General features: G+C 38.1%; 19 protein-coding genes. 10 read left to right on the top strand and 9 right to left on the bottom strand.

Features of this window, described 5'->3' with window-relative positions:
• Positions 1 to 59: 59 nt before the first annotated feature.
• The 4 genes from AN34_RS06270 to AN34_RS06255 are packed head-to-tail and all read left to right on the top strand — an operon-like array spanning position 60 to position 4,327.
• Positions 60 to 1,022, top strand: coding sequence for a formylglycine-generating enzyme family protein (locus AN34_RS06270; RefSeq protein ID WP_029283397.1), 963 nt, complete (start codon positions 60 to 62; stop codon positions 1,020 to 1,022).
• 29 nt (positions 1,023 to 1,051) lie between these two features.
• Positions 1,052 to 2,371 (top strand): Gfo/Idh/MocA family oxidoreductase, encoded by a 1,320-nt coding sequence (locus AN34_RS06265; RefSeq protein WP_029283395.1) that lies wholly within the window; start codon positions 1,052 to 1,054, stop codon positions 2,369 to 2,371.
• 6 nt (positions 2,372 to 2,377) lie between these two features.
• Positions 2,378 to 3,370 (top strand): FAD:protein FMN transferase, encoded by a 993-nt coding sequence (locus AN34_RS06260; RefSeq protein ID WP_029283393.1) that lies wholly within the window; start codon positions 2,378 to 2,380, stop codon positions 3,368 to 3,370.
• A 30-nt stretch (positions 3,371 to 3,400) separates the two neighbouring features.
• The gene (locus AN34_RS06255) at positions 3,401 to 4,327 is read left to right on the top strand and encodes a hydroxypyruvate isomerase family protein (protein WP_029283391.1); all 927 of its coding nucleotides are present in this window, start codon (positions 3,401 to 3,403) and stop codon (positions 4,325 to 4,327) included.
• Between the two features lie 211 nt (positions 4,328 to 4,538).
• On the opposite strand, the gene AN34_RS06250 is transcribed toward AN34_RS06255, so the two are convergent.
• A complete protein-coding gene (locus AN34_RS06250) occupies positions 4,539 to 6,038 on the bottom strand; it encodes an alpha-amylase (protein WP_029283389.1) in 1,500 nt (499 codons plus the stop codon).
• Between the two features lie 364 nt (positions 6,039 to 6,402).
• Here AN34_RS06250 and AN34_RS06245 point away from each other — a divergent pair, with 364 nt between their 5' ends.
• Positions 6,403 to 6,924: an acyl-CoA thioesterase gene (locus AN34_RS06245; RefSeq protein ID WP_029283387.1), complete on the top strand. Its 522-nt coding sequence runs from the start codon at positions 6,403 to 6,405 to the stop codon at positions 6,922 to 6,924.
• 69 nt (positions 6,925 to 6,993) lie between these two features.
• A complete protein-coding gene (locus tag AN34_RS06240; protein WP_029283385.1) occupies positions 6,994 to 8,184 on the top strand; it encodes a sodium:proton antiporter in 1,191 nt (396 codons plus the stop codon).
• A gap of 6 nt (positions 8,185 to 8,190) precedes the next feature.
• On the opposite strand, the gene AN34_RS06235 is transcribed toward AN34_RS06240, so the two are convergent.
• Positions 8,191 to 8,595, bottom strand: a complete 405-nt coding sequence (locus tag AN34_RS06235; protein ID WP_029283383.1) for an EVE domain-containing protein — start codon at positions 8,593 to 8,595, stop codon at positions 8,191 to 8,193.
• Between the two features lie 221 nt (positions 8,596 to 8,816).
• Between AN34_RS06235 and AN34_RS06230 the strand changes: the two genes are divergently transcribed.
• The 3 genes from AN34_RS06230 (at position 8,817) to AN34_RS06215 (ending at position 13,689) form a co-directional block, all read left to right on the top strand.
• Entirely contained in the window at positions 8,817 to 9,110 is a 294-nt protein-coding gene (locus tag AN34_RS06230; protein WP_029283382.1) for a DUF2695 domain-containing protein, read from the top strand.
• A gap of 379 nt (positions 9,111 to 9,489) precedes the next feature.
• Complete coding sequence (locus AN34_RS06225; protein ID WP_029283380.1) at positions 9,490 to 12,273, top strand: NACHT domain-containing NTPase; 2,784 nt, start codon at positions 9,490 to 9,492, stop codon at positions 12,271 to 12,273.
• Positions 12,274 to 13,176: 903 nt separating this feature from the next.
• The gene (locus AN34_RS06215; protein WP_029283376.1) at positions 13,177 to 13,689 is read left to right on the top strand and encodes a hypothetical protein; all 513 of its coding nucleotides are present in this window, start codon (positions 13,177 to 13,179) and stop codon (positions 13,687 to 13,689) included.
• Positions 13,690 to 14,715: 1,026 nt separating this feature from the next.
• On the opposite strand, the gene AN34_RS06210 is transcribed toward AN34_RS06215, so the two are convergent.
• The 6 genes from AN34_RS06210 to AN34_RS06185 form a co-directional block, all read right to left on the bottom strand.
• A complete protein-coding gene (locus AN34_RS06210) occupies positions 14,716 to 16,572 on the bottom strand; it encodes a glycosyltransferase family A protein (RefSeq protein WP_029283374.1) in 1,857 nt (618 codons plus the stop codon).
• 379 nt (positions 16,573 to 16,951) lie between these two features.
• Positions 16,952 to 18,538, bottom strand: a complete 1,587-nt coding sequence (locus AN34_RS06205; protein ID WP_197285488.1) for a hypothetical protein — start codon at positions 18,536 to 18,538, stop codon at positions 16,952 to 16,954.
• Positions 18,539 to 18,542: 4 nt separating this feature from the next.
• Entirely contained in the window at positions 18,543 to 19,199 is a 657-nt protein-coding gene (locus tag AN34_RS06200) for a suppressor of fused domain protein (RefSeq protein ID WP_029283370.1), read from the bottom strand.
• A gap of 121 nt (positions 19,200 to 19,320) precedes the next feature.
• Positions 19,321 to 20,310, bottom strand: a complete 990-nt coding sequence (locus tag AN34_RS21755) for a hypothetical protein (protein ID WP_197285487.1) — start codon at positions 20,308 to 20,310, stop codon at positions 19,321 to 19,323.
• A gap of 38 nt (positions 20,311 to 20,348) precedes the next feature.
• Complete coding sequence (locus AN34_RS06190; RefSeq protein WP_029283366.1) at positions 20,349 to 20,897, bottom strand: hypothetical protein; 549 nt, start codon at positions 20,895 to 20,897, stop codon at positions 20,349 to 20,351.
• Between the two features lie 11 nt (positions 20,898 to 20,908).
• Complete coding sequence (locus AN34_RS06185; RefSeq protein WP_029283364.1) at positions 20,909 to 21,259, bottom strand: import component protein; 351 nt, start codon at positions 21,257 to 21,259, stop codon at positions 20,909 to 20,911.
• 203 nt (positions 21,260 to 21,462) lie between these two features.
• Here AN34_RS06185 and AN34_RS06180 point away from each other — a divergent pair, with 203 nt between their 5' ends.
• Positions 21,463 to 23,322, top strand: coding sequence for a LuxR C-terminal-related transcriptional regulator (locus tag AN34_RS06180; RefSeq protein WP_029283362.1), 1,860 nt, complete (start codon positions 21,463 to 21,465; stop codon positions 23,320 to 23,322).
• Positions 23,323 to 23,812: 490 nt separating this feature from the next.
• On the opposite strand, the gene AN34_RS06175 is transcribed toward AN34_RS06180, so the two are convergent.
• A complete protein-coding gene (locus tag AN34_RS06175) occupies positions 23,813 to 25,378 on the bottom strand; it encodes a malate:quinone oxidoreductase (protein WP_231625489.1) in 1,566 nt (521 codons plus the stop codon).
• Positions 25,379 to 25,399: the final 21 nt, after the last annotated feature.

The following is a 25,399-nucleotide window of genomic DNA, read 5'->3' as shown; positions in this document are numbered from 1 at the left end:
AGTAATCAGATTATTGAGTAACTTAAATACCTGTTAACAGGTGTGTCTAACCAATTTGTATGTTGAAAAGAATTCTTGCGTTTGCATTAATCATTATTGTACACGGGCAAAACTTTGCTCAAGATTCAAAGCCTTACACACAATCTATCAATGGAACCAAATTAAGTTTCGATATGCTGTTTATTCCGGCAGGTACCTTTAAAATGGGGAACAAAAATGGCAAACCAGATGAACAACCCGTTCACGAAGTTAAGCTGGATGCTTTTTGGATGGGCAAATATGAAGTAACCTGGGATATCTTTGAACCTTTCCTGTATCGTGATTATGAAAAGCAAGCCAGTATCAGTCCGATTCCGGCGGAGGTAGATGCGGTAACCCGACCTACAAAACCCTATCTAGACATGACTTTTGGCATGGGTAAAGAACATCAGCCTGCAGTTGCCATGACCCAATACAATGCCATTCAATTCTGTAAATGGTTATATGTGCGTACAGGTGTCTTCTATCGATTACCAACTGAAGCCGAATGGGAATATGCCTGCAAAGCCGGAACAACTACCGAATATTCGTTCGGCAACGATATAAATAACCTTAAAGATTATGCCTGGTACAAGGATAACAGTGAAAATAAAACACATCCCATAGGGCAAAAGAAACCTAACCCGTGGGGATTATTTGACATGCACGGCAATGTAAGCGAATGGACTTATGATCAGTATTTTGCAGATTTTTATTCAAGGGATAAAGCAAAAGTTGCCGTTAATCCGGTAGCCATTCCTAATCAACTCTATCCAAATGCCGTTCGTGGTGGTTCTTATGATGAAACACCAGATCATTTAACTTCTACCGTAAGGTTAGCTTCCGATCCTTCGTGGAAACAACTCGATCCTCAAATACCTAAAAGTAACTGGTGGTTTCCTGAAGCACCCTTTGTTGGTATGCGTTTAGTTCGTCCGGCTAAAACGCCAACAAAAGCAGAAATTGATGCCTATTACAATAAGCAACCCATTAAAGATCTTTAACTCACCTCAATGAACCAATATAAACTTGTATGAAAAAAGAACCAAACGCACACGAAAGACGTGATTTTTTAAAGGCCTCTGCCCTATTGGCCGGCGGTGCCATTTTAAGCAGCATCCCACTGGCAGGCGCTTATGCATCTGGCAGTGATACCATAAAAATAGCATTGATTGGCTGTGGCGACCGTGGAACCGGAGCAGCATTTCAGGCACTGAGCACTAAATTCAATTTAAAGTTAGTGGCAATGGCTGATGCCTTTCAAGATCGGCTGGATAGCAGCTACCAATCATTAAGCTCCAAATTTGCCTCCAAAATGGATGTTCCAAAAGAACGGCAGTTTGTAGGTTTCGATGCTTATCAAAAAGCCATCCCCCTGGCAGATGTTGTTTTGCTGGTAACGCCCCCAGGTTTCAGACCCATACACTTTGAAGAAGCCATTAAACAAGGCAAACATGTGTTTATGGAAAAACCTGTAGCAGTAGATGCACCTGGCATTAGAAAGGTGTTGGCTGCTGCAGAAGAAGCTAAAAAGAAAAAGCTTAATGTTGTGGTGGGTTTACAAAGAAGATATCAAAGCAATTATCGTGAAGCCATGAAGCGGATTCAGGATGGTGCGATTGGCGATATTGTTTCTGGCCAGGTATATTGGAACAGTGGCGGCGTTTGGGTTCGTCCGCGAACAGCCAACCAAACAGAAATGGAGTATCAAATGCGTAACTGGTATTATTTTAACTGGTTATGTGGCGATCATATTGTAGAACAACACGTTCATAATATTGACATTGCCAACTGGATTACCGGACAGCACCCCGTTTCAGTAGAAGGTACAGGAAGCAGGGCCTGGCGTACCGGAAAAGATTATGGCGAAATTTATGATAACCACGCCAATGAATTTACCTACGCCAATGGTGCTAAAATTTACAGCCAATGCAGGCATTTTGAAGGCACCAGAAATCGGGTTGATGAAAGCTTCCAGGGTACAAAAGGTAAGGTTTACCTGTCGGCAGGCAACCAGGCCATTATTTGGGATGCTAATGGAAAAGAAATTTATAACCACAATACCAAGGGAAATGCCAATCCCTACCAAACCGAACATGATGAACTTTTTGATGCAATATCAAAAGGAGAATATAAATTTACCAATGCTGATTATGGTGCAACCACCACGTTTTCTGGCATTATTGGGAGATATGCAACCTATTCCGGACAAACCATTAAATGGGATGAAGCATTAGCTGCAAACAACAGTTTACTACCAGAGCGTTTTGCCTGGGATGCCAATCCAAGGTTGATGCCAGATGAAAATGGCTTGTATCCTATTCCTACACCAGGGAAAACTAAAGTTTTATAAACGGTGATGAATAAACTGCTGTTCCTTTGCATGCCTTTTATTTTTGCTTTATTTCCTATTGATGAAATGAAGCAATATAAAATTAAGGGCTTTGCGCAAGGAACAGATTACACCATCATGTATTATGCGAAAGATAGCGTTGCGACTAAGAGTGGTATTGACAGTTTATTAAAAGTGATTGATCAGTCGATGTCTTTATATCAAAAAGGCTCACTGATCAATCAGTTTAATGCCGCAGAGAAACAAATTCAAACAGACCGTTTTTTAAATGCGGTGCTAAAAAGAAGTTTTGAAATCAACGCGGATACAAAAGGCATATTCGACATTACGGTTGCACCACTGGTTCAGGCCTGGGGCTTCGGACCAAAGCCAGTAAGTACCGAGCCAGATGAAAAGAAAATAAAATCGATTCTCAATATTGTCGGCATGCAAAACCTTAAACTGAAAAAAGGCTTACTCATTAAAACAAAGCCCGATATCCAGATTGATTTAAATGGCATTGCCCAGGGGTATAGCGTCGATTTAATTGCAGATTACCTGAATCAAAAAGGCATTAAAAGTTATGTGGCAGAATTAGGTGGAGAGATTAGGATTGCTGGTCCGAAACCAGACGGCACACCGATGAAAATTGGTATTGAAGGGCCCGATCAAAATGATGAACCTGCCATCAGGCATATTGCCCTTTTAAATCAGGGTGCCATCACCACTTCTGGCAATTACAGAAAATTTCACCAAAGCGGGAAGAAAAAAATCTCACACCTGATTAATGCACAAACCGGCTATCCTTTAGAAAATGAAATGATCAGTGTAACCGTTTATGCCAAAGATGCCATTACCGCTGATGGATATGATAATGCATTAATGGGCATGCACCTTCAGGAAGCTTTAAAATTCGTAGAAGAACGACCAAACCTAGAAGCTTACTTCGTGTATCATAAACCAGATGGTGCCATTGCCGATACCTTAAGCACAGGCTTTAAAAAAATTTTAAAAAATTAAAACTGGCTTTTACATTTTAAAAACCAATAAATGAAAAGAAGTGAATTTATAAAAAGCAGCCTGCTCACCGCAGGTGCGCTTACTGCTGGTGCAGGCATTACCAATACTTTTGCTGCCGAAAAGCAAAACCCTTTTGCCGCAGGTAAAACTTTTAACATGGATTATGCCCCTCACCAGGGCATGTTTGAAAACCATGCAGGCAAAAATTTTCTCGATCAGATTCAGTTTATGTACGATAAGGGTTTTCGTTCAATAGAAGATAATGGCTTTCTAAACCGATCTGTTGAAGAGCAAAACAAGATTGGAAATCTACTCACCAAATTGGGCATGAGAATGGGCGTTTTCGTGGTAGATGGCGGCGACAACTGGAAAACTTCATTAGCTACCGGAAAGAAAGAATTTAAGGATAAATTTATCGAAACCTGCAAAAAATCTGTTGAGGCAGCCAAACGTTGTAACGCCAAATGGCTTACTGTGGTTCCGGGATTTTATGAGCGCAATTTACCCTACGGCAATCAGTTTGCCAACATTATTGATGCCATGCGAGCAGGCGCAGAGATTTTTGAACCGCATGGATTAATTATGGTACTCGAAACTTTGAGCGATACCCCTGAGTTATTCCTGCAGAAAACCAATGAAACCTATGCCATTTGTAAGGCTGTACAAAGTCCGTCGTGCAAAATTTTATATGATATTTACCACATGCAGCGTACCGAAGGTGATTTAATTAAAACCATCGATCGTTGCTGGGATGAAATTGCTTATATCCAAATTGGAGATAATCCCGGTAGAAAAGAACCGACTACGGGAGAAATTAATTACAAAAACCTGTTTAAACACTTGCATGCCAAAGGCTATAAGGGTGTGATGGGTATGGAACATGGCAATTCAAAAAGTGGAAAGGAAGGAGAATTGGCGGTTATTGCGGCGTATCGTAAAGAAGATGATTTTTTGTAAGGTTTGGGGCACCAATCGAAAAGTCGTCATTGCGAAGCAGATATTTAATTTGCTGAAGCAATATCAATCGAATAATCTTCAAAATAGATTGCTTCCCCGAAAGGTCGGGGCAGGCTGTCGTTCCTCCTCGCAATGACGAGTTTTCCTATTTCTTTCGCCCTTTCCCCTCAAGGGGAAAGGTGCCGATAGGCGGATAGGGGGTTAATCCGTATTACAACCCTTCTGCCTCTTTCAAAATCCAAACCGATACACTCCCGGCATTACAATGAAATTCAGCGCAACCTTTATCATCTATCACAACCTCCTGCGGCCTATGGCCTAAAGCATCAATAAATGTTTTACCAGCAAAGCGTGTTCCTATCTCCATGGTTTTATATCCTTCCTCACTATTACTCAACACCACTGCCAGACCACTATTTTTATGATCATCATCTCCGCTCCTCGTCCAGCCGATGCAGTTTCCATGATCAAAGTAATCACGCTGTTCACCATATGCAAAGGCAGCCCTGATTTTACTCATCATTTCCACTTCAGGAAGAATCGCGAGTTCGACATGAACCACATCACCTTCTTTATCCTTATCATCATAAATGCCACCATATAAATCAGGAAAAAACAAACACGGAATCCCTTGAATCCGCAGCAAGATAATAGCATAAGCTATGGGCCTGAACCAAAAATCGACATAACTTTCCAATGCTTGCAGCGGCTGTGAATCGTGATTATCAACAAAAGTAACCGCAGAATCAGGCGCCATCTCCACCAAGGTGTTATTTAAAATGGTTCGCATATCGAAAGTATTTCCTTCCTTACTCGCAATGAAAAAATTATGATGTAGTAACGAATCGAAAATTTGCGTTCGTCCCTCCATTAGTTTAATATATTCCAGTTGCGATTCATAATTATCTACATTCCAGTCTTCGGCTACGATAAAAAATTGCTTATTGTATTTGGTGTCCAGGTGTTCGAGCCATTCCTTAATAAAATCAGGGTTAATATGTTTAACAGCATCCAGCCTGAAACCATCAATATGCGTATTATCTACCACCCATTCGCCCCAATACTTCAATTCTTCTACCACTGCACGGTTACGGAAATCAATATCACTAAACATGAGGTAGTCATAATTTCCCAGCTCTGTAGAAGGAACCTCCTCAAAGCCCTCGCCAACAAAATTCTGAATAGAATAAATGGCTGTTTCCTTGCGGTCTTCAGCCCAATCTACACCACTAAAACACTGATGATCCCAGGTAAATGTAGAGTACTTACCTTTTCTATTTGGAAAAGTAAATTTAGTCCAGGCCTCAATTTCAAAAATATCACTGGTAAATTCGTTTCTATTTTCGGGGTTTACCGTTCTTACCTTCACTTTCTCCACTTCATCGGCACCCGCTTTATGGTTAAAAACAATATCCGCCATTGCAATGATGCCCTGCTGTTGCAAAGCTTGTATCGCTTCTAAATATTCTTGTTTTGATCCATACTTGGTATTGATACTCCCCTTTTGGTCAAATTCGCCTAAATCAAATAGATCATAAATATCATAACCTACTGAAACGCTACCTGTACTGGCCTTATACGCCGGAGGCAGCCAGACACCCGTTACACCTATTTCTTTCAGGTAAGCTGCTTCCTTTACAACTTTAACCCATAAATTTTGAGTCTCATTGTAATACCAATGGAAATACTGGATAAGCGTTTGATTTTGCATGTACGGATTATGTTTTTCAGGGTAAATATACGTTTGTTTGGTAATAGATAGGTTAGATGGTTTAGGCGGTAAGTTGAACAGGTGGTGAGTATTGGGTAATTTAGGTTAGATGGTTTAGGGGCTAAGGAGGTAAGTTGAGAAGTTGGTGAGGCAGATAGCTTAGCATGAAAAGTGCACTAATCAGCAAAATGTTTTCCTAACTTATATACTAAACCCTACCACCAAACATCTAACCAACCCATCTAACCAATACTAACCCACCTAACCAATTCTAAACCATCTAAACACCTAACCCACAATAACCCATCTACCCCCCTAAAACACCTAACCACCTTTCCGTCTTTTTAATTACTTTTGCTGAATTATGAGTTTGAAAAATAAATTTGCCAGAGAGAGTTTTACCATCATGAATGAACTGGTATTGCCGAATGACACCAATACGCTGAACAACCTAATGGGTGGCCGACTGTTGCATTGGATGGATATTGCGGCGGCGATTTCGGCTCAAAAACATTGCAACCGGATTGTGGTTACCGCTTCTGTAGATAATGTATCTTTTAAACATCCCATTAAACTGGGTGATGTAATTACCATTGAAGCCAAGGTAACCCGAGCTTTTAATACCTCTGTAGAAGTACGTTTAGATGTTTGGGCAGAGAACATTCCAAGTGGTGCCCGCCAAAAAAGCAATGAGGCTTATTACACTTTTGTAGCGCTTGATCAAAGCGCCAGAACCATCCCCGTACCCGAACTCATTCCGGAAACGCCAGAAGAACTCGAACTTTTTAATGGCGCCTTACGCCGCAGACAATTGCGACTGGTTTTAGGCGGAAAAATGAATCCGGATGATGCCAGCGAACTCAAGGCCCTCTTCTTTAAAGCCTAAATTTTACATCAAACTTCTTTCAGGTTAAACTGTTTGTCTTATTTTAGCAGCTTACCATTCGCTCAAAATATGACTACATATACCATACTTATTATTTTAAGCGGATTAGTGATCTTTTCCTATCTGTTTGATTTGGTGGCCAGTAAAACCAAAGTACCATCGGTTTTATTACTGTTGTTACTGGGCATTGGCCTGCGGTTTCTGGTCGATTACCTTAAAATCCAGACTTTTAATTTCCTCTCCATTTTACCCACACTCGGAACCGTAGGTTTAATCCTGATTGTTTTTGAGGGATCGCTGGAACTGAAGTACGATCGCGAAAAAAATAAAATTATAAAAAGCGCTTTCTTCTCTGCATTAACCATTCTACTGGGAACAGCAACCATCATCACGCTGATTATTTACCAGATTACCCATAAAGATTTATATACCTGTATTGCCAATGCCATTCCGTTTAGTGTAATCAGTTCGGCCATTGCCATCCCCTCTGCAGCGGCACTAGGGAAACAAGACCGGGAGTTTGTAATTTATGAATCTTCCTTTTCAGATATCCTTGGCATTATCATTTTCAATTTCGCCATTACCAACCACTCCATCACCACATCTGCCTTTATTGGCTTAGGGTTAAGCACTTTTTTAATCGTTTTATTATCGGCGATTGCTTGCGTGGTGCTGCTTTATATAATGGGGAAACTGGTGCACCACATAAAGTTCTTCCTCATTATATCTATCCTAATCCTGGTTTATGCCATTGGCCAATCGTACCATTTATCTTCGCTGGTGTTAATTCTAAGTACCGGATTATTTCTAAACAATGCAGATACCATCCAGAATGCATGGTTCAGAGGAGTATTTCTTTATAAAAACCTTTCTGCAGATTTATCGCAACTTTACCAACTCTCTGCCGAAAGTGCCTTTATTTTAAGAACCTTTTTCTTTGTGATATTTGGTTTCACCATGAACATTAGCGAGCTTAATGACAAGCCCGTACTGGCCAATGGTTTTTTTATTTTGGTAACCATTTTCGCCGTACGGTTTTTCTTTTTGAAGGTGTTCAAAAAAGGCGCACTTACCCCTATAGCTTATATTGCGCCTCGTGGATTAATTAGTATTTTACTATATTTTAATCTGCCTAATTCGCTAAAAATTCCTGAGGTTGGGCCTTCTTTTCTATTCCTCGTGGTGTTGGGTACCAGCATTGTGATGACTTTAGGTATTACGTTGAGCAAAACCAAAACAGAAGAAATCCCTACGGCTTAAAGGATTTTAACTTCCCATTTCCAATATTTTATCAAATTCTGTTGCTTTTAAAGGCATTACCGATAAACGGCCCTGGCGAACCAAAGAGATATCAGATAAGCTAGGTTCAGCTTTAATTTGCTCTAACGTAACCGGATTTTTTAATGATTCTACAGGCACTAAATCTACTACTACCCAGTTTTTATCATCAGTAGTTGGGTCTTGATAAGATTCTTTTACCACCTTCGCTACGCCCACTACATTTTTGCCTTCATTGCTGTGGTAGTAAAGCACCAAATCGCCTTCTTTCATTTCCCTAAGGTTATTTCTAGCCTGATAATTCCGAACGCCATCCCAAAAGGTGCGGCCATCTTCATTAAATTTATCCCAGCTGTATTTAAAAGGTTCTGATTTTACTAACCAATGGTTCATGTAAGGTAATTTTAAGCCACAAATTTAAGCTTTTTGCCCTTACTTGTAAAGCACTAAAAATAAATCATCAGAAACTGCTATTTTGCAGATTGGTTATCTAGTTACGACGATAATGAATTAGTAAACTGGCTGAGGTATGAGCACCATTTAAATTCTAAATTAATAAGGCATTTCAGCCTCAATTTCCCATCAAAAAGTACCCTATAATAAAAACAATTGATATGAACAAAGACGAAAAAGAAAGAAGAAAAGAAATATTAAATGAGTTGCAGAAAAAAGAGCAACAAGCATTTGATCAAAGCTTACCCATGGAAAGGCATTTTTTTGAACTTTTATTTGATTATCTTGATCAGGAGTTGGAAGAAAATGGCTGTGATGATACCAATAACCTAACGAAGGCTTTTTTGATAAGCCATAAAATATCAAATCCAGAGATTGTTTTAAACTGGTTGGCTGAACGCAGCTGTTATTGTGATTGTGAAATTTTAGCTAATGTCGAAGAACAGTTTGAGTAATCTCTAAAAAAGTTACTGACCTACTTCCTGGCTCACTCATGCTGCGTGCGTGTGAAAGCCTTTGTAAAGTTAAGGTCTATTAAACTCTTGCAGGTAAATATTAGTCTTTTTAACGCCTGATAAAATAACGCACACGCGGCATGCATGCGACAGCTAAAGGGTTTAAAAAACACGATAATTTAAACCGTTCTAATATTTGAAGCAACTATCAATAATACTGGCAAACACTATAAATGCTAGATTTAAGTATTTGTAACTTTTTTCATATTAAAGTTGCATAATGTTTATATTTTAGTAAAAATAGAAATCTTACCTAACCTTTTCACACATTCTCATCATTCGATCTAAATAACAATAACTCTTTAATAAATAATTAACCATGCCCGTAGAAACAATCGCCTTTAGTATTGGAACCTGGATACTAGGAAAGGTGGGTGATAAAGGATTTGATTCCTTAGCCTCAAAACTTTCAAACACAGATTTAATTAATAAAAAATTTGGAAAAGCTGTTAAAAAAGTATCTACTGAATTTCAATCGACTTACCCCAATTTGCTAGGAGGAAATATTGAATTTTTCTTTAAAAAAGAAGAGGTTTTTGGAGAGTTATTCAAACTTCTATTCAAAATTTCAAAAATTGATGACACAACAATTGAGAATATTTTTGATACGACTACTCTTCCTGAATACTTCATTAAAAATTTCATCGAGGCACTTAAAAATGAACTTTTGAAAGATAAAGTATTTGATGAACTATTTTCTAATAATGAATTATATATTGTTTTTCAGGGATTAGGAATTAATATAAGAAATATCGCACAGAATTCAGATATCACAGTTGAGAAACTCTCTGGCATTTCCAAAATACTTGAGGACAGAATGGGAAACTCTTTCGATTTTGGTGAATTTATAAAAACTTATACTCATAATGCCCTTAATAACCTTTCTCAAGTTAACTTTATTGGTTTAGGAATCGACATATCTATAAAAAAGCAAAGGAAAAATTTGTCAGATATTTTCGTTAAACCTTTGTTCAGGGTATACAAAGATGGAGAAACTTTTTCTGACATCAGCCATTTAAGCTATAGCAAAAGTAATGGGATAGGGTATGATGATTTATTTGTTACAGGAAAAAGATTGGTAATCTTAGGAAATCCTGGATCAGGGAAATCAATAGTAATTAAATCAATAATATGTGACATCTTAAAAAAGGAGAACGAAAGATTTTTTGGAAAATTAATAGGATTTCTACCATTTAGAATTGAATTGAGAAATTATCTGGCATTTAAAAAGGAGAACAAAGGTTCATTTTTAAAATATCTTGTATTTCTATTAGAAAATGAATATCAAATAAATAATATTACAGAGTCTATTCTGATAAATATCTTAAAAGAAAATAAATGTATCTTACTATTTGATGGTCTTGATGAAATATTTGACATCCAAGATAAAATCGCGACTAAAAATGACATAGAGAACTTTCAAAATACATTTGATAATATCTACTCAGTAACCACTTCAAGAGTAATCGGCTATGATGAGGCTAGCTTAAATGAAACATTTGCCCCTCTTTTAATTGATCAATTTGACCATGTGAAAATTGAAGAATATGTCATTAAATGGTATGAAAAAGAAGAAGAGATAGAAGATATACGTTTAAAAGAAATCGAAGGATTTATTAGCAAGATGTATGAAATTGATTTTGAACTTATAAGTAATCCTTTACTTTTATCTTTAATAGTAATACTTTATAGAAACATTTTGAAACTTCCTGAATCAAAATTGGAGATATATCAAAGTTGTACAAAAACGTTAGTTGATAAATGGGATGCCTCTAAAGACTTAGTAATAAATTTAGATTCTCAGCTTTTAAAAGAGAAAGATAAATTATTTGCAGACTTAGCACATTGGCAGTATAATGAATTAAGCAGTAAGTCCACAAACATAACATATAGCAAGGCAAAACAAACAATTTCAAAATCTATAATTCGATTGAATATTTCAAAGGAGGACGATTGTGATAATTTGGCAGATACATTTATGGAATATGCTCAAAAGAGATCACTTTACTTTGACAATAACTTTACACATAAGACATTTTTAGAATATTATACAGCATACTGGATCTATTCGAATATTGAAAAAAAACACCTTGTCAACGAAAGAAATAACATTATATCAATATATATAGGAAATCCCTTTTGGTTTATTGTTCTAGAACTTCTCCTAAATTTAATTGATAAAGATCAGGCAGACAATGATATTATTGATGAAATAATTAATAAACAATTGGAGGTTTCTAATAACAGTATCCCATTTCTAATTAACATTTCTTATAAGCTTAAAAATGTAAGTAATAGTGCAATACAAAAATGTGTGAACCAAGGGATTAAATATATTGACGAATTCAATAAAGATAAACATAGAAAATTAGCCCGAACAAGAAATAATTCTATATTCAATTCAATTACATCGGCTACTAGACACTCTTCGAAGGTTAAAAATTTTGTAACCCAAGAATTAAAAAGACTCGAGGCTCTTAAAATTGATAAGCCTAGTCAACTAAAAAATATCTACATATTACGCCTAGAATTATTAAATCCACTCTTTACCGAAGAAAGCTCAGAGTACATGTTAGATGACACATCTACTTTCGAAAAAATATGTAGAACTGATGCATATCTCTTCACGTTAAGCAAAACATTTTCAATTCCTTACCCTAAAAGAGTCTTCGATACTATTGACGAATTTATATCACTTTTTGGCATTGAGAAAATTTTTATAAATCTTCCTTCCGTTTATGATACATATAGGTTTAGCTCTTATTTTGAAACGTTTATTTCAGAAACGATAAAGAGAGATCTTTATAATCTAGAAGATGCACTTTCTGTATTAAAGAAATGGGGAATGACATACAAAGAGATAGCTTTTAGAATATCAAAAATCGATATCGGATTCTCTCTAGATATAGAAAATCTTGATAAACAGTTTGCTGAATTCAGTCGGCATCCAGATTTAGAAATTTCTGAAATACTTATACAAGTAATTAGGCAAGGAAGAAATATTGACATAACCAAATTTAATACTAGCAAGCTGAGTGTAGACAAACTTAATTTATACGAACGAGTGATGGCATCCGAATTAGACTTTGACGAAGAAGACTAATTAAGTCCCTTTATCTCACGCCGCATATTGCATATGAATTAGGTGCTGTTCTAAAATGAATTCAGTATGATGATTCTATCCTGAGATCGTCATGCTGAACTTGTTTCAGGATCTTATCAAAGAAAGATGCTGAACTGAATTCAGCATAACGATTCGGATAGAAAACCCTTTCTTGCATATGCGTGCCAACGATAGTAAATCCCCTTGCTGGCGCACGCGTGCCGCGTGTGGATTTGATACTGGTGCATCCTAATCTTTATTTCACAAGCGACACGCATGGGCCAGCGCAGTGAACTGCAAGTACAGAACTATCAGCTGCATGATCTGAACTATTGACTGCAAGCATAAACCTGCCAACTGCAAGCATAATGTTGTTAACTGCGCTGATAGAACTATCAACTGAAAGTATACAACTTTGAACTGCAAGTTCAGAACTATGAACTAAAAGCACAAACCTACCAACTGCAAGTATAATATTGTTAACTGCAAGTTCAGAACTGCGAACTGAAAGCATAGAACTGCTAACTGCAAGTATAGAACTATGAGCTGCAAGTTCAGAACTATGAACTGAAAGTATAGAACTATCAACTGCAAGCATAAACCTACCAGCTGCAAGTATAATGTTGTTAACCGCGCTGATAGAACTGTTAACTGCAAGTTCTGAACTGCCTTCATTTATGCGTTATCTGAGCAAAAATATTTTGTAGATTGATTTTATTGTATTTATCTTAGCGATGCTAAATGATAATTAACATATTTTACAAATCTTAAAAGAGAAGCAATTAAGTAAGCAATTCAATTTTTAACAATATTCCTGAGACGAGCGGTAGTCCCGCATCTATATTTTCTCTGTAAAGAGTTAATTGTCGTTTAGCAGCGTCTCAGGATCTTTTTATCAATGTTATGCTAAACGACAATTGTAAAAACCCAAACACACAGCTCCCAAATCAGGTAGTAGCTGTAACAGAATTCCGGAAACTTATTGGAGGCTATTTTGAAATGAATAGTTTATCGGATGTAAATCAAATACTTACTGAAATGCTCAGCGCAACTACCGGGCCCGATCCTCGTTCAGGCAAACACAAACCCATTACTATTGCCAACGCACTTTATGATGTAAACAATATCATCAGCCTGTTTGCCAAAACCAAACCTTTAGCCAATGAAGACACCTTTCAGCAATATGCCCAAAGCCAGACTTATCAATTGCAAGCCGTCGGCAATTTTGATGTAGAGCACCTATCCGAACTGTTATATTATGGCTTAAATGCCTACATCTTTCAAGAAGAAGGTTATGAAGGTGCAACCCTAAACTTTTCTGCCGAAATTACCGCTGCATATAAAATGATTTATGATTGGTTTACAAATTGCGATGCCTGGCATACCGCTTTTAAACAAAGAATTCAAATCAATTAATTTGAGTAGCTGTATCACTAACTGATAGGTTATGGCAATCGATACACCCCTCCTTTTTTTAAGGAGGGGTGCCCAATGGGCGGGGTGGTTTAAGCCCCTATCCGCCTATCGGCACCTTTCCCTGAAATGGAAGGGGTGATGATAAAAATATTTACCGAAGCTATAATTACATTAATTTCGGCCGGTGAGACACCAGACCGATAGGTAAGCTAATAGGCGGCATGGTTTATCGCCTCGAAAAACTCGTCATTTCGAGCGCAGCCGAGAAATCTTTGAAACCTCAATTAGATTGATCAACCCTGATTTCAAAGATCTCTCCGTTTCGCTGCTGCCTGAAAAAGGCAGGCGCTCCAGTCGAGAAGACGACCTTGGTGTAAATTAACCCCTATCCGCCTATCGGCAACTTTCTCCTGAAAGGGAAAGGGCGATGATAAAAATATTTACCGAAGCTATAATCACATTAATTTCGGCCGGTGAGACACCAGACTGATAGGTAAGCTAATAGGCGGCGTGGTTTATAGCCTCGAAAAACTCGTCATTTTGAGCGCAGCCGAGAAATCTTTGAAATCGTGAATTAGATTGATCAATCTTGACTTCAAAGATCTCTCCATTTCGCTGCTGCCTGAAAAAGGCAGGCGCTCCAGTCGAGAAGGCGACCTTGGAGTAAATTAACCCCTATCCGCCTATCAACACCTTTCCCTGAAATGGAAAGGTCGATGATAAAAATATTTACCGAAGCTATAATCACATTAATTAGGTAGGTGAGACACCAGACCGATAGGTAAGTTAATAGGCGGCGTGGTTTATCGCCTCAAAAAACTCGTCATTTCGAGCGCAGCCGAGAAATCTTTGAAACCTAAAATTAGATTGATCAATAAGACCTGATTTCAAAGATCTCTCCGTTTCGCTGCTGCCTGAAAAAGGCAGGCGCTCCAGTCGAGAATACGACCTATACGCCTATCGGTTGGTGTCTCACCAACCGAAACAATACCCGATTCCTATCCCGACAGATAGATGAACGCAATGCTAATGCATCGTTTTCTTTGATTCAATCACCTCTCTAAAGAAAGATAAAACATCATCAATATGATAGTTAAAACTCAGGATTTCTCTTTTATCCCACATTTCCTGCTTTATGCGATTCATCTGTTCCTTATTACTGAGCTGCACAGCCAGATCATCATAAGAATGATAAAAAATCCCAAATCCATTTTTACAGGTAAAAGATTGAGAAGCGCAGATATGCCCGGTATTATTCCGCTGAATCATCGGGAGCCCGGCAGCACCAAGTGTAGACATCCTCGCGGCGTAGTTGAGATCTAGCCAACTTGCTTTCATCAACTCCCCAAAATTTTCCGAATCGTAAATATGAAGCCAGCCCGCATCATATTTAGAAAGTTCTGCTACCCAGTGCTGTGGCGAACATGCCGGATGCAGATGGAGATAGCCTGGAGCCAATAAATTGGCCTCATCAATCCATGATTTATAAACACTGTGGTAGAAATCTCCATAAAGATGTAAATGGATTTTCCTTTTAGCCAATTCCTGAACATCAATTGGTGATAGCCCCATCGGCCTTCCCGGAACTACGGTATGAATCTCCCCATCCTGCTCCGAAATCAAACTGCTTGGCTTTCCTTTAAACCGTTCAACATGAGGTAAATCTCCATCTAAGATCATACTCAACGGTACATCAAAATGAAAAAACTCTTCATACCAGCGCTTAATTTCCTCATTCAGATAAATCGTTCCGTCAGCATACTGAAAAAGATCAATCATTTTATCCCACAAGCCTTTTTGCCTGCAAAAAAACGGACCTTCTTTAAAATGCCACACAAAAGGAATCCCTAAATCTGCACGGAGCACTTCATGAATAAATGGTATTGCCCTAAAATTTAAGAGCGCATAAATGATATCTGGTTTGAGATTTTGTACAGTTTGTTGCCAATTCTCTTTAGGGATGTCGATGATATTGCCAAAAGGAAGTGGACCAACCGCGTTATAAAAAGAGGGCTCATCCATCCATAAACCATATAACTGATGGCCCTTTTCTTCAAAAGCCAAAACCCGCTCAGCATTATAGGCCAGCTCACCTACCAAAAGGATTTTTAAGGATGGCTCATTTGAAATCACAGGACGATGATCAAAGTCTAAATATTCTACGTGTTCATCTATTAATCCGCCAAAAGCCGATTTGAATTTCAATTTTTGATTGATCTGGTAAAACTGCTTGTATAGATTAATCCCGCCGCCCCAACGCTCGCTAATAATTTTATGTCGCTGACTGGGGTGAGAAGTCCATTCGGCAGTAATTTTCATAGTAAACTTAGGCTCGGTTCCATTTAGCAATTTATTCCAGAACATATTATTCAGACTATCCGTTACCAATTCGCTCCTTTCCAACCATCTGTGATCTGTTTTTTTGTGCATTACCTGCACCAGCTGATACCCAATATCTATAAAAAGCCCAAAACACTTTTGTCCGCCACTGCCACTATGATCATCCTGATAATTATGTTTTGCACCCGAACAGAAAAAAGCAGCTCCCGGATTGGACAGTGCCAGATTCCATAGCGACTGAAGATGATCTTCAAAGTATACATCATCAGAAGGCAGGTAGCTAATATAATCATACGAGGCATGATCCAGCCCCTGGTTAATGGCAGCACCCAAGCCCTTATTTGATTTATTGCACAGGTATTTTATTCGATCATCGCTGAGATAGCAGTTGATCACATCTCTTGTTGCATCAGTACTGCCATCAACGATGATGATCAGTTCCCATTCGCGAAAGGTTTGAAACTGTAAACTGGCAATTGCCCGTGAGATAAATGCGCCATGCTGATACGTGGGCATGATCACACTAATGCCTTTATTTTTCATTTAATGGAGAGAAATGGCAATAGAATGCACATCATCTGCATCCGATTACCGATACGTTAAAAAATATTTAGATAGTTAAGAAAAGGATACCATTGTAAGCCCTTTAATACAATAATAAATATTATTTCTTACATTATTCTAAAGGTCAGTCCCGCAGATTTAAATGATTATCGCAGATTTTAACACCCTATTCTGCTGAAGTCTTCAGAATCTGCGTAGAGTCGTCCTCCTGAACTTGATTCAGGATCTTATCTAAATAGATGCTGTTCTGAAATGAATTCAGAATGACGCTAAATCTAGCATGATGATACCGTTTTAAATGATTATCGCAGATTTTAACACCCTATTCTGCGAAAATCTTTTAGATCCGCTGGAAAAATTATTTTTCCTCCCTGAGAGATTTCACCAGATAAAGATGCCAAACCGCTGGAAACATAATAGTTTTCTTTTGATGCCACAGACGCAGTAATGGATCAATAATGACCTCTTTCTGAAGCGCAGACACATCCTGTGTTGCTGCCATTTCCTCAATCTGATTCATTATTTTTTCGGCTTGCTGCACATCATTATTTTCTGCAGCCCATTTGGCAAAAGCGATTAAGGTGGTGATTTTGCTATCGAACAATACGTATTTCGGAATAATTCCGGTGCCATCCTCCCCTTCATCCAACAGGTATAAAATTCTTTGTAGATCTTGTGCTAGAAATTTTTCAGGAAACGCTGCCAATACGAAATTAAAATAATCAGTTTGTTCCAGGCCTTCAATCAGATTCTCCAAATGACCTATCAACACTTTTTCTGATGCTTTCAAATCAAACTTCCAGCTTCCCCAACTGCTTAAATGTTTATTCTTATTGCTAAAATCATCAGAAAGCCAGCCGGATAAATCATAATGAAAATGCCAGTCTTTTGGTAAAAGCGAAGCCTGCTTTTCTTGCCATTTCAAAATTAAACTATGTTGTATTGCAAGTTTACAGAACAGGGTATTTTCTTCCACATCCAGCTGAAGCTGAATAAACAGGCGATGACCTGGGCCTCCATATTGATCATCGCTAAGATCCTGATACCAAAGCCAGGTTTCTCTATGATCTGTTTGAAGGTATTTCCAATTTAAAGGTACCAGATGACGATCAATAACGGGTTGGATGAGTTTTATCTTTTCATGTCCTGTTTCTAAAGCAAGCTGATCTTTCCTGTATGCACTTTCCAGCGTGGCAATATCTTTTGAAAGTTCGAGCAGGTAACGGATTTTGTAGGCTTCCTCTACGCTGGTTGTATCTAAAAGATTGATTTTTAAAGCCGGGAACGACAAATAATCCCCTTCATTTTCACTTGTTTTCTGCTTATCTAGCCGGTTGCGCATTGCAATATCCCGGATTTCAGGAAGATGATCATGCCTTAAAAAACCAGTAAATGTGCCTGGTATACCTTCATCTTCTCCAAAATCGCCTTCTAAAATGGCATTTACAAGTAAGTTATACCATTGTTTCAACAAATCATCATGCTGTTGCCTTTCTGCCTCCAGCATCATAATTTTAACAAGTTGCGGTATCGATAGCCTTTGCGGACTTTCACGATCTGTTTTCGGCAAAATATCAAGTTCACATAAACGCTTCCAAAACCAATCTCCAGCATCACAATACAGGTACATCTCGCCATTTTTGCTTTGTGCATAACCCATTTCCTTTTGATCCTGATCATACACCCAATCACCATACTCATCTGTAGGAAGCTGTTCATCGGTAATGCCCAATTGCGGGTATTTTGCTATGGGGATTTGATAAACAAACCGATTTTTAACCAAAATATCCATCACTCTGAAATGAGTATAACTGGTATCAAAAAATGCTTCTAAACGGTACAAATTAAATAAGATGTCTCGCTTAGTTATTAAACCATCGTTAGAAGATCGGTCTACCAGATGAGTAGTTTCTTCGACGAGGTCTTCAATTTCGTGCATTGACATGGCTTTACTTTCTGTTAAGGTCTGTAATCAATAATGGATTATCCACTTTTAAACGATCAATGAGCTCTTTTACGGCATCTGTAGTTGGATTTAGCTTGAGTTGTTCTACCTCAGTATTGGTAATGCCTACCATTTGGAGAAAGCTAACTTCACCGTGTGGCGTCTGGATTTTTCCCAGTTCAGGGTCCAGGGTAAAAACAAAACCAGTAATTTCAGTTTCCGTATCCAGTCTGATGGGTCCATTGGCTGGAACAAAGTGATTTTCTTCAAACCATTTACCGCTCGAAAATACATAGCGGGCCAGGTTATTCATCACCTGTATGACCCAGATAGGATCATTCTGATCATCTTGAAAGGGTACCAACCTAAAGGTAAACTCAAAACCCCATTTACTAAATTCGCCACCAGCTTTCTCTTCATCATAATAAAGTTCACTCATACCATAACTTACAATGTGGCGGTGAAATTGCTGGTGATTGCTATCATATACGCTGGCACCATCTATCGGGTCGCTGCCACCTGCCATATAATGGATACCACATAAAGGTGGATAATGACGTGGTTCAATACTGCCATAAATTTTATCCAATTGATGATCAATTGCCTGCCAGCCTGGGGTATCTTCTGTGGTGTATTGTTTTTGATATTCTTCTTTATTCATTACAATTGCTTTTGTGTTCAGGTTATAAGAAACATTTTTAATGAATGATTATAAACGTATGAATGGATAACTTCTTATCAAATTACGGCAGATCTAAATAGACAAACCTTGCTGCAAACAATTAATCTGTTATCATTCCGTGGCCTTGCCAGCCCAGAATATGTCCATCATCATCACTTACCCGTACCAATTTGCCGCTTTTATTAAATACCAGTTGCAGGCCATGCTCCTGTTCCCATTCGCAACTAAAGGTTAAACGAAGGTATACGCCCTTATCTTCATAAGGTTCGCGGGTAACATATATTTCCCGTGGTGTAACATAATTCCATATTTCCTGAGGATCTTTGATATCCCATAAATGCTGGTCAGCTTCATCATAGCCTATTGCATCTAAAAAATCCATACAGTTTCTATACACATGTGCATTTGTTGCTTCGCGATCTTTAAGCGTTTTCGACATAAAATTACGAATGGTTTCATCAGCTTCATCCATAAAGTTTTCATCCTCATTAGGATTATAATCGGTGATGGTGAAGTTCATTTCAACATCATCTAAAAAACCGATTTTTTGCGGTTGTGATACCCACCAATCGTCGAAATCTGCGTTATTTAACACACCAATTACAGCAGATCTTACTTCCGTTTGGGTGATGGGTGCCCGTTTCTTTTGAAGAGGAATTTCATTATTCAGACTTGCAAATGCGGCTTCCTTTTCTGCTTCTGCTCTTGGCGTATAACTTTCCAGTTTAGAAAATATTTCCTTAATGTTCGTTACCCGTGTCATCTCTTTGCTGGAAATGGTGATGGCCAAATCTTGTATATTCTGATCATATCGAACAGCTAACATATTATAATTAAAATTTGTAGGCAGCTCAAAAAAGAAGTATGAACTATAGGTATAGTAAGCCAGGCAAATTCTATAACCATCTGACGGATTAATGGGGTCATTTGGAGAGCAGTTTAATGCAGGATGATATTTGCGGATAATAAATAGCTTTTCCCCATCAGGACTAAGCGCTGCCAAAAGATATTTTTTTAAAAAATCCCTTAGATATTTATCGTTTTTGGATAGAAGATTTTCTCCTGGGTTTTCAATTTCCCAACCTGTCATGCCCATATTGTTAAAGTTTAATAAATTTCAAGTAATCTTTATCGCTTTGTGGTTTTTGCTCCCGGAAATATTTTAATTCCGTCAACAGTTAATGTTTTTACATACACACTAATGTGAGGCCACCACATGGCTTCATTGGTACTGTAAAAACTTTCAGATGCCGAGGCAACCTCCCAGTTAGTAAAGGTGATGATGCGCGGTTTGTTTAAAACGTTAACATCTGCAATGGTAATTTCACCCTTTATATCATTTATGGTTCCGGCCACCCACTTAAGCAGAAAATCATCTGCGTTTTGCGCCATTTCTAAAATCAATGTACAATTGCTTTCCGCAGTAGAATTTCCTTCTTTTTGAAGTATAAATGGCTTACTTACCGAATAACTGCTTCCTAAAAGCTTGTAGGTATGGGTAGCTTTGGAAGCGTTATCGGTAATCTTTAAGTCTATTTTTACCTTCTGCGTATAGTTATCCCCTTCTGGATTTTGTGCTAACGCTTTAAAACCTGGCAACAGGATAAAAAGTGCTATGGCATAGCCATAACACCTTAAGCTGAGAGGCGCTATAATAATTTTGAATAACGACTTCATTCTGATTTTTTTTAAATTTTACTTTCTTTTTCTGAAGCGAAGTTGAATCTGCCTTCAAATATTTTTCCGATGATGGGAACTGGTTTCTCTACTTCATTATTCGCCGCAATAATGCCTAATAACAACAGCAAAAACGGAATGAGTAAAACGATATAAAAGATAAAACCCAACGAAGGGATAATCGCCAGGATGATACTACTGATGATACTTAATGCAAATGAGGTAATGATAATTCCAAGCGACTGACCTAAATGATAATTAACCAGTCTGCTTTTTTCTGTAGATTTTTTAAATTCCAGATAAGAAATGATCCACCCAATAAGGGTAATGTAGGCTACTATTGCCATCGTTTTGTTTTTCATGATTTTATGATTTAGTGATAGAATACCACAAAATTAGCGGCACTTGCATTCCAAACCAAGAAAACAGGGTCTACTCAAAGACTACAGGCAAAAAAATAATGGTCTACAATGCGTCTACAAAAAACACCTAAAACTCTTTATCACAACAACTTAATATAATTTACATTTTTCGGGAAAGTATTTCTTTTTTCTATTTTTGGTTCATGCAGCTACCACTGAAATCACTATTATTGATTGTATCCCTTTCCTGTATTTTTAATATAGATGCATCAGCACAAAAAATATATCTGGATTCACTTAACCGTTTACTGGCCCAAAAAGATATTTCTAAAATAGAACAGGTTAATATTTTATGCAAACTGGCGAAGGCAAATTTTGAGCAACATCTACCACTTTCGTTTGAGCAGACCAACAGGGCGCTTCAAATCAGCCAGACTTTGCCTGATGGACAAGGTAAAGCCATGGCCTATGCCACGTTTATTCATCTGTATGTTTGGAAAAAAGATCTTAAAAATGCTTATGCCAGTCGAGACAGCGCCATGTACTATGCCAGAAAAACAAAAGACCGGGCAACACTAGGCTTTGTATGGTTTAGAAACGGGTGGTTAGATCTGGTGAATGATGAGAATGATCAGGCAGCAAAGAAATTATTAAAAGCACTAGATTATTTTAAAGGGCAACAGGTACCAGACTATGAAAGTACTACCTACCATTATTTAGCCAGTATTTACAGCTACGGGAACAATTCTGCAAAGCAAAAAAAATATGCCGATTTATGTTATCAAAAAGCATTGGAGAGCCAACAGGTAGATCAATTGAATAATGCTTATTATACCATCGGACAAACCTATTTCGATCAGTTTAAACTCAATACCTCCAAACGGGGCCTTTTGGATTCAGCCATTTTTGTTTATAAAAAATCTTTGTTGCTTTCTAAAAAACAAGAAGGTCGTTTAATTTTAAGAAGTAATACCGCAGCCATTGCCTTAAATACTGCTAATGCCTATTTCCAATATTTCCCTGTCACTTACCGTGACAGTGCAGAGAAATACCTGGATCAGGCTATCGAAATTGCCACTAAAACCAATTTGCAGGAAGTATTACTAAATTGTTACGGCTTACGTAGTGAATATGCTTTGCGAGACGGGCATGATGACGAGGCCGAAAAGATTTTATTAAACGGCTTAAATAAAACAGATGGCGTAGTGAGTATGCCCATAACCAAAGCCAGAATTTACCAGGGACTGGCTAATATTGCAGAAAAGAAAGGTGATGATAAGCTTGCCTTGAAATACATGAAGCAATATTTTGAGTATTACAAAAAGGCGTTTAACGAAGAAAAAATCAATAGCATAACCCGGGTAGAAGCACAGTATCAATCAGCCAAGAAAGAACAGGAAATTGCTTACTTGCATCAAGAAGCTGTATTTGCAAAAAAACGCACCACCTTTTATGTCATCTTAGGGATTATGGGAATGGCGGTACTGCTTTTTCTACTTCGATCTTATAACTTTAAATTAAAGGCATCAGTCAGGAAACAAGAGTTAATAGATAAGGAGAAAACGGCAGCAGAATTAAGGGCACAACTAAAAGAGGCTGAAGCCATACAACTACAAACGGAACAGGTTTTACTTAAAGAGCGACAGCAACGTTTACAAAAAGAACTGCTGGCTGGCACTTTACAGATAGAAGAGAAAAATGAATTACTGGAATTGCTTTCAGGCAAGGTGGATACAGAAAGTCATCTTTCTTTTGATGAACAAATCAAAAGGATTTTGAACCAGCAAAAGAAAATGGATAAAGATTTTGAAGTGCAGAAAGCTGATTTCTTTGAAACTAACCCAGCGTTTTTTGATCGTTTACAACAGCAAGCCAACCAAAGCCTAACCCGGCTTGATCTAAAATACTGTTCTTATATGCTGATGGGGCTTTCAAATAAAGAAGTATCTATACGTTTAGGCATTGAACCCAAAAGTGTGCGTATGAGCAGATACCGGATTAAACAAAAGCTTGGGCTTGGAAAAGAAGATGACCTGAATGTGTTTCTACAAAATCAAAGTTAAAAACGTTAAGGTTAGCGGGTTATAGGTTTAGAAGGTTAGATGCGTCTATGAGAAATTAACGCAGGCCGTCTTCCTGAACTTGTTTCAAGATCTTACCATAAAAGATGCTGTTCTGAATTGAATCCGATAACTATCGGATCAGAATGACGCTAAATTTACTTCGTAGCTTTGCGCTGCGCTACAGGTCAGCATGACGATTTCGCTGGATAATCCTCTCGAAAAATCGTCATTGCTTCAGCAAATTCTTCATTTGCTGAAGCAATCTCCATAGAAACATCTACAAGGAGATTGCTTCGTTCCTCGCAATGACGATAGTTCGATAGTTCGTCCTCATGAACTTGTTTCAGGATCTATCTAAATAGGTACTGTTCTGAAATGAATTCAGAATGACGCTAAATTTACTTCGTAGCTTTCCGCTGCGCTACAGGTCAGCATGACGGTTTGGTTATACCATTCCCCCTTATTCATCCTCATAAACTCACAAAAGTTACTAATCTATCGTAAAATACCTCAGCCCAAGGGTAGTGCTATTTGCCTTTCTAACTTTATTGGCTAAGTCTTTATCTGCTGAAAGTTTCTTCTCATACGAAGGAATCATTTCTTTCATTCTTGATTGCCATTCTGGCGAAGCCATTTGTTGTGGAAAGCATTTTTTTAATAGCGTAATCATAATATCAACAGAAGTTGATGCACCCGGCGAAGCACCTAATAATGCCGCCAAACTGCCATCTTCGGCACTTACCACTTCCGTTCCAAATTGAAGTACACCACCTTCTTTTTCATCTTTTTTAATAATCTGCACCCTTTGTCCGGCAGTTTCAAGTTTCCAATCTGAAGCCTTTGCTTCTGGAAAATATTCCTTCAAGGCATTTAAACGTTCCTCGTCGGATTGTGTAACCTGACTAATCAAATACTTCGTTAACGGAATATTATCTGCTCCGGCAGACATCATTGGCCAAATATTTTTTAAGGTAATGGAACGGGTTAGATCTAAATAAGATCCTTGCTTTAAAAATTTGGAAGAAAAGCCTGCATAAGGACCAAAAAGTAATGCCTTTTTACCATTAATAATTCGTGTATCCAGATGTGGTACAGACATGGGTGGTGCGCCTACTCCTGCCTTACCATAAACCTTTGAAATGTGCTTCGCAATGATTTCCTGATTATTGCAAACCATCCACTCGCCACTTACCGGAAAGCCACCAAAGCCCTTCCCTTCCGGAATTTTAGATTTCTGGAGCAGCCTTAAAGCGCCACCTCCGGCACCAATAAATACAAATTTCGCCTTTATATTGCGCTCTTTTTCTGTTTTATTATCCAATACGGTAACCAGCCAGGTACCATCATCCAGGCGCTTAAGATTTTTCACCTCATGATTCAGTTCTACCTTAACACCATTTTCTTTTTTTAATGAGGCCACTAACCCTCTGGTTAAACTTCCAAAATTAACATCAGTACCAATGGCCATATAAGTTGCAGCAACCTTTTGTTTCCGGCTTCTTCCCGTCATGACCAGCGGCATCCATTTAGAAAGGGTATCAAAATTTTCAGAATATTGCATGCCTTTAAACAGCAGCTGCTTGCTCAACACATCATATCGTTTCTTCAGGTATGCTACATTTTTATTTCCCCAAACAAAACTCATGTGCGGCACATTATTGATAAAGGAATTAGGTTCGGGAAGTCTCCCCTTGCTCACCATATAAGCCCAAAATTGTTTTGAAATTTCAAACTGTTCATTAATGGAAATCGCTTTGTTAAACTCAATGGTTCCATCCGGACGCTGCGGCGTGTAATTCAGTTCACAAAAAGCTGAGTGGCCTGTACCGGCATTATTCCAGGCATCAGAGCTTTCTGCAGCCACCAGATCCAAACGCTCATAAATATTGATTTTCAACTTTGGGTTCAATGTTTTCATCATCGAGCCTAGTGTTGCACTCATTACCCCTGCACCAACCAATACAACATCAGTTTCTTCATCAGCACTTTTATTTTTGCAACCTACACTAAAACCTATTAATAGGATAAGCAGGTATGTTATTAATTTTTTCATCATTTTTAATTATTATTTATTTTC

It is taken from the genome of Pedobacter sp. R20-19, assembly GCF_000708265.2.
Classification (GTDB): Bacteria; Bacteroidota; Bacteroidia; order Sphingobacteriales; family Sphingobacteriaceae; genus Pedobacter.
This window is presented reverse-complemented; position numbering and strand designations above follow the sequence as displayed.

What these genes read in the sequence shown, in the direction of transcription:
- AN34_RS06250 (WP_029283389.1), bottom strand. Translation starts at nt 6,038, where the DNA reads ATGCAAAATCAAACGCTTATCCAGTATTTCCATTGGTATTACAATGAG.
- AN34_RS21755 (WP_197285487.1), bottom strand. Translation starts at nt 20,310, where the DNA reads ATGACAGGTTGGGAAATTGAAAACCCAGGAGAAAATCTTCTATCCAAA.
- AN34_RS06265 (WP_029283395.1), top strand. Translation starts at nt 1,052, where the DNA reads ATGAAAAAAGAACCAAACGCACACGAAAGACGTGATTTTTTAAAGGCC.
- AN34_RS06260 (WP_029283393.1), top strand. Translation starts at nt 2,378, where the DNA reads ATGAATAAACTGCTGTTCCTTTGCATGCCTTTTATTTTTGCTTTATTT.
- AN34_RS06235 (WP_029283383.1), bottom strand. Translation starts at nt 8,595, where the DNA reads ATGAACCATTGGTTAGTAAAATCAGAACCTTTTAAATACAGCTGGGAT.
- AN34_RS06180 (WP_029283362.1), top strand. Translation starts at nt 21,463, where the DNA reads ATGCAGCTACCACTGAAATCACTATTATTGATTGTATCCCTTTCCTGT.
- AN34_RS06205 (WP_197285488.1), bottom strand. Translation starts at nt 18,538, where the DNA reads ATGTCAATGCACGAAATTGAAGACCTCGTCGAAGAAACTACTCATCTG.
- AN34_RS06190 (WP_029283366.1), bottom strand. Translation starts at nt 20,897, where the DNA reads ATGAAGTCGTTATTCAAAATTATTATAGCGCCTCTCAGCTTAAGGTGT.
- AN34_RS06245 (WP_029283387.1), top strand. Translation starts at nt 6,403, where the DNA reads ATGAGTTTGAAAAATAAATTTGCCAGAGAGAGTTTTACCATCATGAAT.
- AN34_RS06255 (WP_029283391.1), top strand. Translation starts at nt 3,401, where the DNA reads ATGAAAAGAAGTGAATTTATAAAAAGCAGCCTGCTCACCGCAGGTGCG.
- AN34_RS06225 (WP_029283380.1), top strand. Translation starts at nt 9,490, where the DNA reads ATGCCCGTAGAAACAATCGCCTTTAGTATTGGAACCTGGATACTAGGA.
- AN34_RS06240 (WP_029283385.1), top strand. Translation starts at nt 6,994, where the DNA reads ATGACTACATATACCATACTTATTATTTTAAGCGGATTAGTGATCTTT.
- AN34_RS06185 (WP_029283364.1), bottom strand. Translation starts at nt 21,259, where the DNA reads ATGAAAAACAAAACGATGGCAATAGTAGCCTACATTACCCTTATTGGG.
- AN34_RS06230 (WP_029283382.1), top strand. Translation starts at nt 8,817, where the DNA reads ATGAACAAAGACGAAAAAGAAAGAAGAAAAGAAATATTAAATGAGTTG.
- AN34_RS06210 (WP_029283374.1), bottom strand. Translation starts at nt 16,572, where the DNA reads ATGAAAAATAAAGGCATTAGTGTGATCATGCCCACGTATCAGCATGGC.
- AN34_RS06200 (WP_029283370.1), bottom strand. Translation starts at nt 19,199, where the DNA reads ATGAATAAAGAAGAATATCAAAAACAATACACCACAGAAGATACCCCA.
- AN34_RS06215 (WP_029283376.1), top strand. Translation starts at nt 13,177, where the DNA reads ATGCTAAACGACAATTGTAAAAACCCAAACACACAGCTCCCAAATCAG.
- AN34_RS06175 (WP_231625489.1), bottom strand. Translation starts at nt 25,378, where the DNA reads ATGATGAAAAAATTAATAACATACCTGCTTATCCTATTAATAGGTTTT.
- AN34_RS06270 (WP_029283397.1), top strand. Translation starts at nt 60, where the DNA reads ATGTTGAAAAGAATTCTTGCGTTTGCATTAATCATTATTGTACACGGG.